The organism is Micromonospora sp. I033, assembly GCF_053890995.1.
On sequence record NZ_JBSSLX010000055.1, the window covers coordinates 1 to 13,486 of the forward strand.

The window sequence follows — 13,486 nt, forward strand, 5'->3', positions numbered from 1 at the left end:
CGGGTTCCGGCCGGTGATCCGCGGGTCCGCGCGGCGGCAGCCCCTCGGAGGTCAGCGGCCGGCTACCTCGACCACGGCTCCTACCGCGGCTGGTCGGTCGCCTACCTGCCGGCGGCCTGGTGATGCTGGAAACGCCGGCCGGGCCGGGACGGCGACCCGGGCGCCGCGACCGGCCGGCGGTGACCGTGCTGGACCGGCGCCGACTGCTCGGCCGCGCGGCCGCGGCGACGCTCGGCGCGGTCGGCGCCGGGCTGCTCGCGGCGGGTCCGGGCAGAGCGGTCCTGCCGGAGGTCGACATGGAGGCGCTGATCAAGGCGGCGCAGATCGACCCGAGGCGGGCGGACACCGCGATCACCGGCGGCAGCCGCGACAGCGTGCTCCTCGTCGAGCGGGCACTGCGGGACCGTGGCCTGCTCGCCGCCACCTACGTGGACGGTCACTTCGGCACCAGCACCGTGGCGGCGTACGCGGCCTACCAGCGATCCCTGGGGTACGCGGGCCTCGACGCCACCGGCCTGCCGGGGTTGACCTCGCTGCGGGCACTGGGGGACCAGCGGTTCACCGTGGTCCGGCCGCTGACTCCGGGCGGTGTCCTGGACTTCCGTGGCGCCCGTGTGAAAAGCCGGACCAGGGCGATGCTGCTGGAGGCCGAGCGGCTGCTCGGCCGCCAGTTGGCGATCAGCCAGGGCTCGTACAGCACGAGTGATCCGACCTCGGCCGGTACCCACGACGGCGGCGGCGTGCTGGACCTTGCCGTGGACGGCATGTCCGGCACCTACCGCACGACCGTGGTGCGGCACCTGCGCCGGGTCGGCTTCGCCGCCTGGTTGCGGACCCCCACGCAGGGCGACTGGCCCTACCACATCCACGCGGTGGCGCTGGCCGACACCGACCAGTCGGCGCCGGCGCAGCACCAGGCGGGGGACTACTACCTCGGGCTCAACGGGCTGGCGAACCGGGCCCCCGACGACGGGCCGGCCGTGAGCCCCGTCCTCACCTGGGAGGAGTATCAGCGGAGCTGATCCGGCGCCTGATGGTACGCAATGGCCAGAGCCAGCAGCAGTGAGAACACCCGATGTGCCTGCCGGACGGTCAACGGCGCAAGGCCGGCTGGGCTCGCCTGTCGTCGGTGATCGGAAAGGTTACGCCCAAGGCGGGGTGTACCGGTTCACGTAGTCGCGAGCGCGGGGGATCGGGTCCTGCCAGTACTGGTTCGGCGTGCGGGAGTAGTGCGTCTCGCAGAACTCGGCGAGACTGTCCATGATCTTGACGGACTCCAGTGCGCGGCCTTCGAACGCTGTGTTGGTCGCCAGCAACTCCGGCTCCGGATTCCAGCCCGAGTGGTCGAAGGCCCAGCCATCCCAGACCGCATAGACGTGGAAGACCTGCCAGCCACCCGCCGGGCGCACCCCGGCAATCTCAATCGGCCGATCCGGGTACGAGTCCCGGCACACCCAGGCCAGGATGTGACACGCTCCGGCAGCGAAGAAGGCCTGGTCCGTCCGGTCCCAGGAGATGCGCTGGTCCGACCGCTGGATCGCCGTCCGACGAAATGCTCCCGCTGCTTCGGCCGCCACCACCCGGACGTTAGCTGATCATCCGGCCCGCCGCTCATGCCGCGACGCAGGCCGGGTCACCGAACCCGGCTCGACGGGTGGCCCAAAGCCGACTAGCCACCTCTGTTGGCACTTGGGCTGGCTCCCGACTCCGCGGCGGTCGGAGACGGGTTGGAAGCAGCACTTGCAGTTGCCTCGATCGGCCACCGCACAACGGGTTCGGAAGCCTTCGGATCGGGCTGCGCTCGAAGGAAGAGGAGGAGCATGGCGACAGCCGTCACCAAAGGGGCCAGGACGCACGCGACAGTTACCACCACCACGATTCGAGTGCCGTTGCGAGAAGAGCCCAGCGCCTCGGTCCCCGTTTCAACTCTCATACCAGGAGAGCCGGTGGTGGGGCCGGCCCGGTTCTGTCGCCTAGGAATGACGTACAAGCCGACCGGCAGGAGCACGAGCCACAGCGGCACCAGCAGGGGAGCCAGCGCCGGCCAGATGGGCCACACCGGCTCGCCGGGCCTGCCCAGGTCCAAGGCCGCCCAGGTGAGGGCGACGCCTGGCAACAGACCGACTGTCACCAGGGTGCCGACCAGCAGGGGTACGGGTGGACGTCGCCGTGCCACCAGCCAGAACAGCGCCGCGCCGGCGGCGGCACCGAGGAGGGTGCCAGTGATCGTGGCGGGGAGGAACTTGTTGGGTGCGGCTGGAGCGACGGTCAGCCTCGTCCCGGACGCCGAGTGGCTGAGCGTAACCATTAGCCCGTCTCGCTCGGACCGCCAGCCGTCGCAGGGGTAGCCCGGCACGCGGCGCAGGCCCTGCCACCCGTGCGTCGCGGCGTTGTGTCGCAGCTGCTCGGAGAGCCCGCAGTCAGCACTGTCGTCGTACCACAAGCCCACCTGACCCGAGCCGAGGTCGTCGGCGGCGAAATTGACGCCCCACCGGGAGCCATGCACGACCCGATCCGAGTCGTACGCCACCGCACCGGGGAGCAGCTCCGCCGCCACGCTCCGCACTCGGTCGTCGCTGGGCGGCGTGACGCCGCGGCCGCCGTACCAGGAACCGACGCTCAGGCCGACCGTGCCCACCAGCACCGCGCCGAGCAGAAGCATCGCGACGCGCCACAGCCGATGACCCACCGGCCCACCCCCCTGTCACTGTGCGGTGCAGGATAGTCGCCGCCACCTCTCCCTGGCGCCCGGCGAGCGGCCAGGACAGGAGGCAGTGCAACTCCCGCACCCGGTGGATGGCGGCATCGCTTCGTGCCCGACGGTGAGGTTGCCTTCGTAAGCGAGTCCGTCCACGGGGTCGTCTTCCACCTCGGCGTCAACCTCGTCGGGCTGTTCGGCCATTCTGCCGGTCGAGTGGACCTCCGTCACCGTTGCGGCCTGGGGCGGGTTGACCTCCACCTACTGCCGTCGCCACGGAGGCTGCCACGATCGACGTCGTCGGTGCGCGCCTCATGCTCGCGATGACGTCCGTAGGCGACGGCTTCTTCCCCGTCCACGTCGAACGTGATGCTGCTGGCGCCCCAGTCGCCATCCAGGTGACCATCCACGGCGACCAGGGCTGACCGTGGCTTGGCCAAGCCTCCCCAAAGGCTGGCCGTCGGGCGCCCTGCGGCCAAGAACTCATCGCTCGCTCATGGGAGGCGCTGCGCGATCAGCGCCCAGACTGCGCATCGAGCGGCGAGAACGAACACGCGGTTCCCGGCATGGGTGGACGCCCGATTTGAGGGCGCGGCGGTCTCGTCCAGCCTGAGATGCTCGGCGTGTGGGTGATCGACCACCGGAGGGATACGTTGAGCCGATCCTGGTGTGGCTCGTGGAATTCATCGACAGCCGCCAGCCGGGCGAGAGGTTCCAAGCGGGAGCGTTCACGACGGAAGAAGAAGCGCAGCGGCTTCTAGAGGCCTTGGGGCGAGCCGGCGGCTATGAAGACCTCTGCATCAACCTGGTGCCAGTTCACGCCCGGCTGGAGGATTGGGCCTGGGACCGCTGAGTGTCCCGCTCGCGGCAGATGCGGAATCTCGAGTGGTGCGTGGACGAACGCGCTGTCCGGCGCAACGGCTCTCGCAGACGAGGACGCTTCTGGGCATGTGGAACGATGCGCCAATGAACGATCACCGGCTATGTCGTCTCTCGACGTCTGGCGGAGAACTGGAACTTGCCGGACCTCCGGCGGCTCTGCGTGCCCTTGCCCTGCTGCTCCGCAAGCCTCAGGAGCGGGTAGAAGCTCAGGTTTCGGGCGGCGTTGTCGTTCAGGAGCGGACAGAAGGACCGCTGACCGTCAGCCTTCGAGGCGACGACACGCTGCATCTTGCCGGCGGTCATCGGTATCTCGGCATCGCTTGGGACGCCTTCGATGGTGTGGCCGAGCAAGCAGAAAGCGCTGAGGATCGCGGAGTTAGACGGCATCAGCACATCGAGTACCTGGCACCGGACGACGAGTACCGTTCGCCGAGATCTGTCCCGCTGATCATCGTCTCCGATTGGCCAGGCATGGCCTGACAACGAACGGCGTGGATGGTGTCGGGCCATTTTGATCCGGGGCGGTGGAGGTGACGAGGGTCAGTCGGTGGGTGATGCCGTTCTCCCGCCAGATCCGATCGAACATCACCTTCCCGCCACCGCGGCCGAACCGGGCGCTGATCTGCTTGCCGTTGTCCGTGAGCACCTCTCGGGCACTCCGAAGCGTTGCAGGGCCTCGGCGAAGGCGAGGCAGACGGCCCGCCCGGTGGCCCCGCCGGACGACGGCGGCCATGAGGCAGAACCGGGAGTGGTCGTCGACGCCGGTGACGACCTTCACCTCACCGCCATCGGCGAGCCGGATCCCACCCACGATATTCAGCTGCCACCCGCGACGTTCAGCTGCCACAGCTCCATCGGCCGGCCCCGTTCCCGCCGCCGGTAGTCCTTCCACCGCCGCCTGCGGGGCGTCGGAAGCTGAGCGACAGGCCCGTTGGGTGGGAAGCTGGTGGGCCGGCAGCGGCCGGAGCGCGGCGGCCGTCGCACCTGTCGGCTCCGCCTGAAAACTGACCCCGTGGTTCCGCCCGGAACAGAGGGGTCAAAGTTCAGCCGGTGTTGACAAGGCTGATCGGTTTCGCGGGGCCGGCTTCCACCCGAACGCACGGTCGGGCAGGATCTGTTGGTGATCTCCGACGTCCACCGACTCCGGCGTGCCTTCGACGAGGCCGAGCTACGCGCCGACACTGACGTGCTGAACGCGTTGCTGGCCGATGACTTTCGGTCCATCGGCGAGCAGGGCTACGTGCTTGACAAAGCACAGTGGGTCGGTAAGTTCGCCGAATTCGCCTACACCAGCCTGGAAAGTGACGACGTAGAGGTGTCCTTCTACGGTCACGCGGCCATTGTCAGGTGCGTCCAGCGCAGCCGCTCGACCTGGCGCGGGCAAAAGATGGCGTTGACCGTCCGCGTCAGCCAGACCTGGGTCGAGCTGCCCGAGGGCTGGCGGCTGGCCGGCATCCAGTTCAGTTCCCTTGGCGGCGCGTGACGGGGGCATTCGCAGGGCGGCGGTCCGCGGGGACGTCGCGGATCAGTTGGCGGACGGTTGGGGCACGTCAGCCGCCGGAGGACCCTGGGGCAGCGCGAGTGCCGAGTCCCACCTGAGGCTTGACGTTTCCGTCTCACCTGATGCTGGACAAGTGGCCCAGGGATATTCAGGGGGATCCTATCGGTGATGATCGGTTGGGCTTGGTCTGGGATCCTGGCGGGATGGAGAGCGTGGATCCGGGCGGGCCGCTGAGTGACGCGGAGGTCCGGGAGTTGACGCGGCTGCTGGCACGGTTTGCGTCGCACGATCTGGACCAGTGGGAGAACTGGCGTATCGACACCTCGCATGGTCCGGTGTTCATGTCGGTCAGCCGTGCGTTGGTGCCGGGCTGGCCGGAGGATGCGTTCACCAGGATCTGGCCGATGCCTGCGCAGCTGGCCGAGGACCGCCCCAGGGGTTGGACGGTGTGGCGGCAGGACGACAACGGCAACCGGTACGAGGTCTCGCGACACGACAGCCGGGCGGAGGCGGACTCCACGGCTGCCAGGATGGAGGCCCGAGGCCACAAGCAGACCTATTGGGTCGCCCGATCAGCCTGAGCTCCGCTGCCGGCGAGTTCGATCTTGCGTCGTCGGTGGGCTTTGATGCTGCGGACTGGCACATCGTCGCCCGGGTGCGGCCGATAGCGTAAATGCGGAACCCGAACGAGCGCCTCAGCCGCCTCGCGGCGGAGTTGGTCGACCTGGCGGCGTCATCCTGGCCGAACTCGTCGGGCAGTAGGTGGATCGCGAGTGAGTGCGTGCGCGGCCGGTCGCGCGAGGCCCGGAGGTGGAATCCGCCGGTGCGGAGGCGGTGAAGATGCTTCAATCAGGCCAAAGCCAGCATGTGGCAGGAATATGGATGAAGCGCACTCGCGGGGGAGCCGGAAATGCAGCTGACCGCCACGGACAACCACGCCGTCGCCCAGGCGGTGCACGACATCGGGTCGGCGCTGTGGTTCGGCGGGACCGTGATGGGCGTCGCCGGGGTGAACAAGTCGGGCAGTGATCTGCGCGATGGCATCGACCGCATCCGGGTCGCCGAATCGGCGTGGGGACGGTTCGGGCCCGCGCAGTGGCTCGGTATCGGCGCCACCCTGCTCGCCGGCGCGCAACTGGCCCGGGTGGGCAGGCGACGCATGGCGTTGCAGAAGGGTTTCGGGACGGTGGGCGCCGTCAAGGCCGGGCTGGCCGTCGCCGGCGCCGCTGCCACCGCGTACGCCGCCTACTGCGGGAACAAGATCGGGCGGCTTGCCGAGGAGGCGCACCGGCGCGGTGACAAGGTCGAGGTGCGCGACGCGACGCTGTCGACGCCGCAGACTCCGTCGGAGATCGCCGTCTGGCAGCGCAGGCAGCGGCTGACCCAATACCTGGTACCGGCGCTCGCCGGGGCGAACATCGCATGCGGCTCCTACCTCGTCCAGTCCTACCGGATGGGCGCGACCGGCAAGGGCGTGCTCCGGCGACTGCTGCCGGACTGAGCGCGGGCGGTGGCGGCGGAACGCCATCACCGGCAGTCGCGGAAGAACGCCGGCATGTCGGCGGCCACCAGCTCGCCTCCCATTCGAGGAAGTGACCGCCGCGGGGCAGGTCGGTCCACCGGACCACCCGGTACGAGCGCTCTGCCTGCTCCCGCGGGGTGGGGAACCGCTCGCCGTCACCGTGCTGCGCGCGGTGGGCTGGCTCTCCCGGCCTGACCTGCGGGCCTGCACCGCGGGTGCCGGCCCGTGTCGGCGCACAAGCCCGCCGAGGACGGCCCCGGCGCCGTGCTGCGGCTGGTCAACCCCACCCAGCGCCGCCGTGGTGGCCACCGTGTCCGGACTCGACGGCCGGCTGGTCGAGTGCGACCTCGCCGAGCACCCGGTCGACGGCACGGTGCCCGAGGACGCCATCGAGCTCGGTCCCCACCCGCGGCTTCCGGGTCACCCGCTGACCCTGCCCGGCGGGTGATTCCAGGTGCGGGTCTCCGCTTGCACGGAGGCCCGCACCTGGGTCCCTGTGACGGCACCGGCGACACTGCTCATCGCGATTGAGCTGGTCCCTGCGCGTCCGCAGACTGGGCTGCTGCGCCATGCAACAGCAGCCGGTGCCGGCCTCGTATATGCGGGTGTGAGTATGCAGCTCGGCGGGGAGGGTGGCAGAGGTTTTGGAGTTCGACGACTACGTACGGACGCGAGGCGCAGTGCTGGTCCGGCTGGCGCGACTGCTGACCGGCGACCGGCATCGCGGTGAGGATCTGGCGCAGGAGGTGCTGGCGCGAGCGTTCGTGCGTTGGGACCACATCTCGGCCGGAAACCCGGAGGCGTACCTGCGTCGCATGCTGGTCAACGCTGCGATCACGCGCTGGCGGCGGCTGTCGAGCCGGGAGATCGTCGTGGGTGACACCGGTGATCACGCCAGCCGGGTGGATCTCGAATCGGACGTTGTCGAGCGTGACGTCCTGTGGCGTTGTGTCCGGCAGTTGCCCGTCAAGCAACGCGCGGCGGTGGTGCTGCGCTACTACGAGGACCTTGACGACGTGTCGATAGCGGAATTGCTCGATTGTTCGACGGTGACCGTGCGTACGCAGGTGAAACGGGCGCTTGCCACCTTGCGGGCCAAGGTCGGTGCTGATGCGGCGGTGTACACGAACGGAGGGACGCGATGACTGACCTGGATCGAGCGCTGCATGAGACCCTGACCCGTGTTGCCGATGAGGACGTGCACGTCGACCGGCTCCTCGACGGGGCCCGCGCAGCCGGCACCCGCTACCGCCGCCGCCGGCGCTTCCGTCTCGCCGCGGGTGCGGCGGGTCTGTCGGCCGGTGCTGTGGCGGTGGTGCTGACGCTGACGGCGGCGCTGAGCCCGAGCGCCGCGCCGGGGCCCGGCCTGGGGCCCGCGTCGGGGTTGAGTCCGGAACCGAAGGTGACAATGTCGGCGCCGTCGCCATCCACGCCCCCGACGCCTACTCCACGGACGACGCTGCCGACACCGCCGGTCGCTGCCGGCGCCGCTACGGCGGTTGACTCGGCGGCCGAAGTCGGCCGACCGCTGCTGCTGCACCTCAGCCTGGCCCGGTTGCCGTTCCCGGTCACCGGCGCTCAATACCAGCAGTTGATCGACGAGCGGCAGGAACGTCTCGCCATCGAGGGTGTCGGCAACAACGGTGAGCAACGAGAGCTCATCGTGCGGGTCGGGGTCAATACGAAGGACTTCGAAGCGCTGGCCGGTGAGCGCAAGGCCATCCGCGTCGCCGGGCGACCCGGCACCTTCGCCCTGGAGAAGATCGACGGTCGCCGGTACGCCGTGCTGCGCTGGCGGGCCGCAAACGGACTCTGGCTACAGGTTGCGGGAGCGCGGGACGAGACCGATGCGTTGACGGTCGCGGCCAGCGTCCGGCTGGATCGCACCTACCGGTGTGTCGTGCCGTACCGGTTGCGTGCACTGCCGCCCACGATGAAGCCGGAGAGCTGTTCGATGGTGTTCCGCGGCACCACGGTCATCAGCATGCTGAGCGTGAGTAACGGAACCTTCCATGTCCTGTTCACCACCGACCCCGGCCGGGTCACGGACGCCAACGAACGGATCGGCGGCCGATCGGCCCGGGTCCTGGAGCACCGCGGAGACGGCGGCGCCCAGATCATGGAGGTAGCAGTCGACCAGGGCGACAGCACCATGCTGTCGCTGACTGCCTCCGGCCGCTACGACCCGGCGGTGGTCCGTCGGATCGTTGCCGAGTGTGACTGGACGGGCGGCCAGGACCCAGGCATGTGGCCCACTGATCCCCTCAGCGGTCGGTAACCGAGCCGACAACCCGGCGCGTGTGCGGCGGTGGACGCCCCCGTGCGTCCATCGCCGCACGGCCGCTACCAGCGGAACGCCTGGAGGCGGTTTCCGGGGCGGTGTGCTTCACGGGCCGGCCAGCTGATCGCGGCGACGGATGCGATACGCGTCCCCGGCCTCGGCCGTTGGCCGGCGTTCGAGGTGATGTGCACCGGTGCCTCCGATCGGCGGCCGCGGGGGCTCCCTCTACTGGCCACCCCTCATCGCCAGGTGGGTGCACGGGTTCGGGCCGATTCGGGCGCCAGTCGCCGGGTGTCAGGTGGTCAGCGCGCCGGCCAGCCGCAGTGTCGCTGCTCGTAGCCGGTCGGCCCCGATGTCGTCGAGGACCGCTCGTACGTGCTCGGCGGCGAGCGTGGCGAGCAGGGCGTGCGCATCCGCGGCCGGATCAGGGCGGCCGGCGAGGAGCAGGGTCACGTGCTGGTGCCAGAACCGGTACGCCCCGATCCGGTACCGCGCGCCGGGCGCGGCGGTTTCCGAGATCCGGACCAGGTCGAGGTGGTCGAGCAGGTAGTCCAGGTACGCCTCGACGAAGGCGTGCAGCCGGTCGCGTGCCGACGGCGACTCCTCGGCCGGGCCGGGCCCGAGTGGCGCGGGACCCGACAGGATCGCCTCCTGCAGTGCGCGTTCCTGACTGTCGAGCAGGGCGGTGGCCAGCCCCGCCTTGTCCCCGAAGCGCCGGAACAGCGTGCCCTTGCCCACTCCGGCGGCGGCGGCCACCGCCTCCATGGAGACGCCCTCGACGCCGTGTTCGCGGAAGAGGGTCGCCGCGGCGTCCAGCACGGCGACGCGGTTGCGGGCGGCGTCCGCCCGCTCGCGCGGCCGTGTCGTACGCAACTCGATGAGTTCGGGCGGGGGAGTGGCATAACCGGACCGCGGTCCGCTATCGTTCGGAGGCATAACCGGACTGTAGTCCACTTCTCTGGAGGTCGTCATGGCTGCCCGCATCACCCGCGAGGAACTCCGTACCGCCATCGACGCCGGGACCGTCACGGTCGTCGACGCTCTCGGTGGCGAGTACTACGCCCGGCAGCACCTGCCCGGCGCCATCCCGCTCGTCGAGGCCGAGGTGGCCGACCGCGCCGCCGAGCTGTTGCCGGACCGGAACGCGCCCGTCGTCACCTACTGCTCCAACCCGGCCTGCCCGAACAGCGGCCGGGTGGCCGACCGCCTCACCGCGCTCGGCTACACCGACGTACGCAAGTACGCCGAGGGCATCGAGGACTGGGTGAACGCGGGCCTGCCCACCGAGTCCGGCGCGCTCACCCGCTGAGCCGGCGCGGGGAGATCGTACCCGCGACCTCCCCGCGCGATCCGCGCCCCCGCCGCCAACAGGAACGACCAACCGAGAGCTGACCGCAGCGACGCCCGTGGCAACGGCACCTGTCGCCCGCCGCGGTCGTAGGCGCTCCCGACGCGGCACGGCTGGCGCGTTCGCGGTCGGATCGCGATACTCAGCCATCATGGAGGCCCCCGCGAAGTTGGGTCGAGACCTGGCGCACGCGTTGCGTACCGGTCCGTTCTCGGCGGCGCTCCACCTCGCCATCGAGGACCGCGGAATGCGGCTGGAGGAGATCCAGGAACAGCTCTCGGCGGCGGGGGTCAACCTCAGCCTCACCACCCTGAGCTACTGGCGGCGTGGCCGCAGCCGGCCCGAACGCCCCAACTCGATCCGGGCGGTGCGGCTTCTCGAGGAGATCCTCTCCCTGCCGTCCGAGTCGCTGATCGCCCAACTCGGGCCCCGCCGCCCACGTGGCCGGTGGCTGACGCAGCCGCCCGGAACCATCGAGATCGACCGGCTGTTCCGCGAGGGCGCCAGCGTCGTCAAGATGATCGCCGAGGTGGACCGGTGGCAGTACCACGAGCTGACCCGGCTCAGCCTGCACGACCTCTATCTGGTGGGTGACCGACGCCAGGAGATCAGCCTGACCTGCCGCCAGGTGCTCCGTGCCAACACCGACCGGGTGTCGCGCACGGTGGGCATCTTCCGCACGGACGACCTGACCGCCTCGACGCGGATCCACGCGGTACGCAACTGCCGCCTCGGCAGGGTCCGCTCCGACCACGGATCGGGCCTGCTCGTCGCGGAGATCATCTTCGACCGGATGCTCGCCCAGGGCGACTCGGTGGTGATCGAGTACGAGTTCCTCAGCGACTCGCGGACGCCCACCGACAACTACTACCGGGCCTTCACCACACCGGTAGGCGAGTACGTCCTGCAGGTGCAGTTCGACCACGACGCCGTACCGGCCCGGTGTCACCGCTTCGAGCGGCGCGGGCTCAACGCCCCCGACCAGGGCGTCTGGGAGGCGTGGATCGGCTCCACCCACGGCGCTCACCTGATCGCCGGGGACGTGCCACCCGGGATCGTGGGCATGCGCTGGGAGTGGGAGTGAGCGGCCTCCGCCGCTCACTCCCACTCATCCCGGCGGGTGGATCAGCTGACGCTGACCGTCACGTCGTCGATCACGAAACTGGTCTGGTACGACCAGTCCTCCACCCCCTTGAAGGTCAGCGTGGCGGTCTGTCCGGCGAACCGGCTCAGGTCGATCACCTTCTCGACGTAGCCGCTGGTGCGGTCCAGGTTCGAGTAGCCGGCCACGGTCGTTCCGCCGAACGAGACGGTCAGCTTGTCGTAGGCGAGGTTCTCGTACTCCGCCGTGGCGATGCGGATCCAGAAGCGCAGGGTGGCGTTGCCGCACCCGGCCGGGATCGTCACCGGCTGCGAGATCGTGTCGGTCTGCACCGTCCCGCCGCCGTTGAGCCAGGCGTTGCGGCTGCCGGAGCGGGCGGGGTACTGCCACCACGTGCCGATCACGTTCGCCGTGGCGGTCCACGGCGAGGTCCCGCTCTCGAAGCCGGAGTTGCCGACCAGCTGCGCCGGCGTGCAACCGCCGCTGCTGGTCACCGTCCAGGTGAAGGTCGCCGTGGCGGTCCGGCGCGCGGCGTCGGTGAGCGTCACCGTCACGTTCGACGTTCCGGCCGCCGTGGCGCTGCCGGTGATCCGGCCGGTGGACGCCCCGATGGTCAGGCCGGCGGGCAGACCGGACGCGCTCCAGGTGTACGGGGTGCTGCCGCCGCTGCCCCGGACCTGGACGTCGACCGCCTGGCCGACCGCCGACGACTGGTTACCCGGGTTCGTCACCACCGGGTCGCTCGGGCCGGGATCGGTGCCGCCGATGAAGCCGGTGTAGAGCAGGACGTTCGGTGAACCACTGCCCGGGCTGGTGATCTTGCCGGTGGTGCCGTTGTCCACCAGCGCGGCGCGGACCTGGGCGGGCGTCGCGTTGGGATTGGCGCCCAGGTAGAGCGCCGCGGCGCCGGCCGTGTGCGGCGACGCCATGGACGTGCCCGTCATCGTGGCGCTGCCGGTGTTGCTCGAGTAGGAGGCCGAGACGATGCTGGTGCCGGGGGCGAAGAGGTCCAGGCAGGAACCGTAGTTGCTGGTGCTGTTGCGCCCGTCCGAGCTGTTGCTGTTGCCGACCGTGATGGCGGCGGCGACCGCCTGCGGGCTGTAGTAGCAGGCGTCGTCCGAGGAGTTGCCGGCCGCCTGCACGAACTGCACACCCGAGTTGATCAGGCTGGTGACGGCGCTGTCCATCGCCTGGCTGGTGCACCGGCTGCCGCAACCGATGCTGTAGTTGGCGACCGCCGGCTTCTGCGCGTTGGCGCGGACCCAGTCGATCCCCGCGATGAGGTCGTCGTTCGTGCCGGTGCCCTGGCAGTTGAGCACCCGCACGGAAACCACACCGGCCTTCTTCGCGATGCCGTAGGTGGTGCCGACCGCGGTGCCGGCGACGTGCGTACCGTGCCCGTGGCAGTCCTGCGGGGTGCTGTCGTTGTCCACGATGTCGATGCCCTGCCGCACCCGACCGGTGAACTCGGTGTGGCTGGCGTTGATGCCGGTGTCCAGCACGTAGACGGTGACCCCCTGGCCGGGGTTTGCCGGGTAGGTGAAAGTCTGGTTCAGCGGCAGGCTGCGCTGGTCGATCCGGTCGTCACCCCAGTTCGGCGGGTTGGTCTGGGTGTCCGACACCTCGATCCGTTGGACCTGCTCGACGGATGCGACGGACGGGTCGGCGGCAAGCCGCCGCGCCTGCTGGGCGGGCATCTCCGTCGAGAAGCCGATCAGGGCACTGCCGTACACGTGCCGCGTGCGGCCACCGAAGCGGCCGGTCAACTCGCGGGCCCTGGTGCTGACGGCGGTGGGCGCCAGGGCGGTGTCCTTGAGCGTGACGATGTACCGGCCGGCCACCGCGTTCGGGCCGTCCATGTTCCGAATGACGCCGGTCGGCTCGGCCTGGGCCGGACCCCCGGCGCCGATGACGCCGGCTAGCGCCGTGACCAGCGCGAAGCCGGTGGCTGCGAGACGTTGCAACACAACCCTCTCCTCCAAAATGCTCTCCGCTGCCGCGTCCCGGTGACGGCGACACCCGAAGGGCTGTGGCGAGAAGGTAGGAGCGGGCCGCGCCACGGCGGCAGGCCGGTTAACAACCGGCGACGATTCGTAACGTCAAAACTGTTTATGAACGGCGAACACAGGGCCGGCCGCCCGCCAGGTGCGGC

Annotated in this window: 15 protein-coding genes and 1 pseudogene; 11 read left to right on the forward strand and 5 right to left on the reverse strand. The window is 70.1% G+C overall.

Going from position 1 to position 13,486, the window contains the following annotated elements; all coding sequences use genetic code 11:
- The first annotated feature begins 179 nt into the window (after positions 1-179).
- On the forward strand, positions 180-1,022 hold the full coding sequence (locus tag ACW0Q9_RS12275; RefSeq protein ID WP_456180693.1) for a peptidoglycan-binding domain-containing protein: 843 nt from the start codon (positions 180-182) through the stop codon (positions 1,020-1,022).
- A 120-nt stretch (positions 1,023-1,142) separates the two neighbouring features.
- Here ACW0Q9_RS12275 and ACW0Q9_RS12280 read toward each other — a convergent pair whose 3' ends face one another.
- Both ACW0Q9_RS12280 and ACW0Q9_RS12285 read right to left on the reverse strand, forming a co-directional pair.
- Positions 1,143-1,577 carry a hypothetical protein gene (locus ACW0Q9_RS12280; RefSeq protein ID WP_456180695.1) on the reverse strand — a complete coding sequence of 145 codons (435 nt, stop codon included), beginning with the start codon at positions 1,575-1,577 and terminating at the stop codon, positions 1,143-1,145.
- A 92-nt stretch (positions 1,578-1,669) separates the two neighbouring features.
- A complete protein-coding gene (locus ACW0Q9_RS12285) occupies positions 1,670-2,689 on the reverse strand; it encodes a hypothetical protein (RefSeq protein WP_456180697.1) in 1,020 nt (339 codons plus the stop codon).
- Between the two features lie 685 nt (positions 2,690-3,374).
- Between ACW0Q9_RS12285 and ACW0Q9_RS12290 the strand changes: the two genes are divergently transcribed.
- Both ACW0Q9_RS12290 and ACW0Q9_RS12295 read left to right on the forward strand, forming a co-directional pair.
- The gene (locus tag ACW0Q9_RS12290; RefSeq protein ID WP_456180699.1) at positions 3,375-3,551 is read left to right on the forward strand and encodes a hypothetical protein; all 177 of its coding nucleotides are present in this window, start codon (positions 3,375-3,377) and stop codon (positions 3,549-3,551) included.
- A 95-nt stretch (positions 3,552-3,646) separates the two neighbouring features.
- Complete coding sequence (locus ACW0Q9_RS12295) at positions 3,647-4,060, forward strand: Imm32 family immunity protein (protein ID WP_456180701.1); 414 nt, start codon at positions 3,647-3,649, stop codon at positions 4,058-4,060.
- 58 nt (positions 4,061-4,118) lie between these two features.
- Here ACW0Q9_RS12295 and ACW0Q9_RS12300 read toward each other — a convergent pair.
- Positions 4,119-4,492: pseudogene (locus ACW0Q9_RS12300) on the reverse strand (DDE-type integrase/transposase/recombinase); the annotation flags it as partial.
- Positions 4,493-4,700: 208 nt separating this feature from the next.
- On the opposite strand from ACW0Q9_RS12300, the gene ACW0Q9_RS12305 reads away from it, so the two are divergent.
- The 6 genes from ACW0Q9_RS12305 to ACW0Q9_RS12330 all read left to right on the forward strand — a co-directional run bounded on the left by ACW0Q9_RS12305 (position 4,701) and on the right by ACW0Q9_RS12330 (position 8,881).
- Entirely contained in the window at positions 4,701-5,063 is a 363-nt protein-coding gene (locus ACW0Q9_RS12305) for a nuclear transport factor 2 family protein (protein ID WP_456180703.1), read from the forward strand.
- Between the two features lie 140 nt (positions 5,064-5,203).
- Complete coding sequence (locus ACW0Q9_RS12310; RefSeq protein WP_456180705.1) at positions 5,204-5,662, forward strand: hypothetical protein; 459 nt, start codon at positions 5,204-5,206, stop codon at positions 5,660-5,662.
- Between the two features lie 329 nt (positions 5,663-5,991).
- Positions 5,992-6,582, forward strand: a complete 591-nt coding sequence (locus tag ACW0Q9_RS12315) for a hypothetical protein (RefSeq protein WP_456180706.1) — start codon at positions 5,992-5,994, stop codon at positions 6,580-6,582.
- 331 nt (positions 6,583-6,913) lie between these two features.
- Positions 6,914-7,051: a hypothetical protein gene (locus tag ACW0Q9_RS12320; protein ID WP_456180708.1), complete on the forward strand. Its 138-nt coding sequence runs from the start codon at positions 6,914-6,916 to the stop codon at positions 7,049-7,051.
- 196 nt (positions 7,052-7,247) lie between these two features.
- The gene (locus tag ACW0Q9_RS12325) at positions 7,248-7,748 is read left to right on the forward strand and encodes a SigE family RNA polymerase sigma factor (protein WP_456180710.1); all 501 of its coding nucleotides are present in this window, start codon (positions 7,248-7,250) and stop codon (positions 7,746-7,748) included.
- Positions 7,745-8,881 (forward strand): hypothetical protein, encoded by a 1,137-nt coding sequence (locus tag ACW0Q9_RS12330; protein WP_456180712.1) that lies wholly within the window; start codon positions 7,745-7,747, stop codon positions 8,879-8,881. Before ACW0Q9_RS12325 ends, ACW0Q9_RS12330 begins: the two co-directional genes overlap by 4 nt.
- A gap of 297 nt (positions 8,882-9,178) precedes the next feature.
- Here the strand turns inward: ACW0Q9_RS12330 and ACW0Q9_RS12335 are convergent, their stop codons facing one another.
- Positions 9,179-9,757: a TetR/AcrR family transcriptional regulator gene (locus ACW0Q9_RS12335; RefSeq protein ID WP_456180714.1), complete on the reverse strand. Its 579-nt coding sequence runs from the start codon at positions 9,755-9,757 to the stop codon at positions 9,179-9,181.
- Between the two features lie 97 nt (positions 9,758-9,854).
- Here ACW0Q9_RS12335 and ACW0Q9_RS12340 point away from each other — a divergent pair, with 97 nt between their 5' ends.
- Both ACW0Q9_RS12340 and ACW0Q9_RS12345 read left to right on the forward strand, forming a co-directional pair.
- Positions 9,855-10,193, forward strand: coding sequence for a rhodanese-like domain-containing protein (locus ACW0Q9_RS12340; RefSeq protein WP_456180716.1), 339 nt, complete (start codon positions 9,855-9,857; stop codon positions 10,191-10,193).
- Positions 10,194-10,383: 190 nt separating this feature from the next.
- Entirely contained in the window at positions 10,384-11,316 is a 933-nt protein-coding gene (locus ACW0Q9_RS12345) for a hypothetical protein (RefSeq protein ID WP_456180718.1), read from the forward strand.
- Between the two features lie 41 nt (positions 11,317-11,357).
- On the opposite strand, the gene ACW0Q9_RS12350 is transcribed toward ACW0Q9_RS12345, so the two are convergent.
- Entirely contained in the window at positions 11,358-13,298 is a 1,941-nt protein-coding gene (locus tag ACW0Q9_RS12350; protein WP_456180720.1) for a S8 family serine peptidase, read from the reverse strand.
- Between the last annotated feature and the right edge of the window lie 188 nt (positions 13,299-13,486).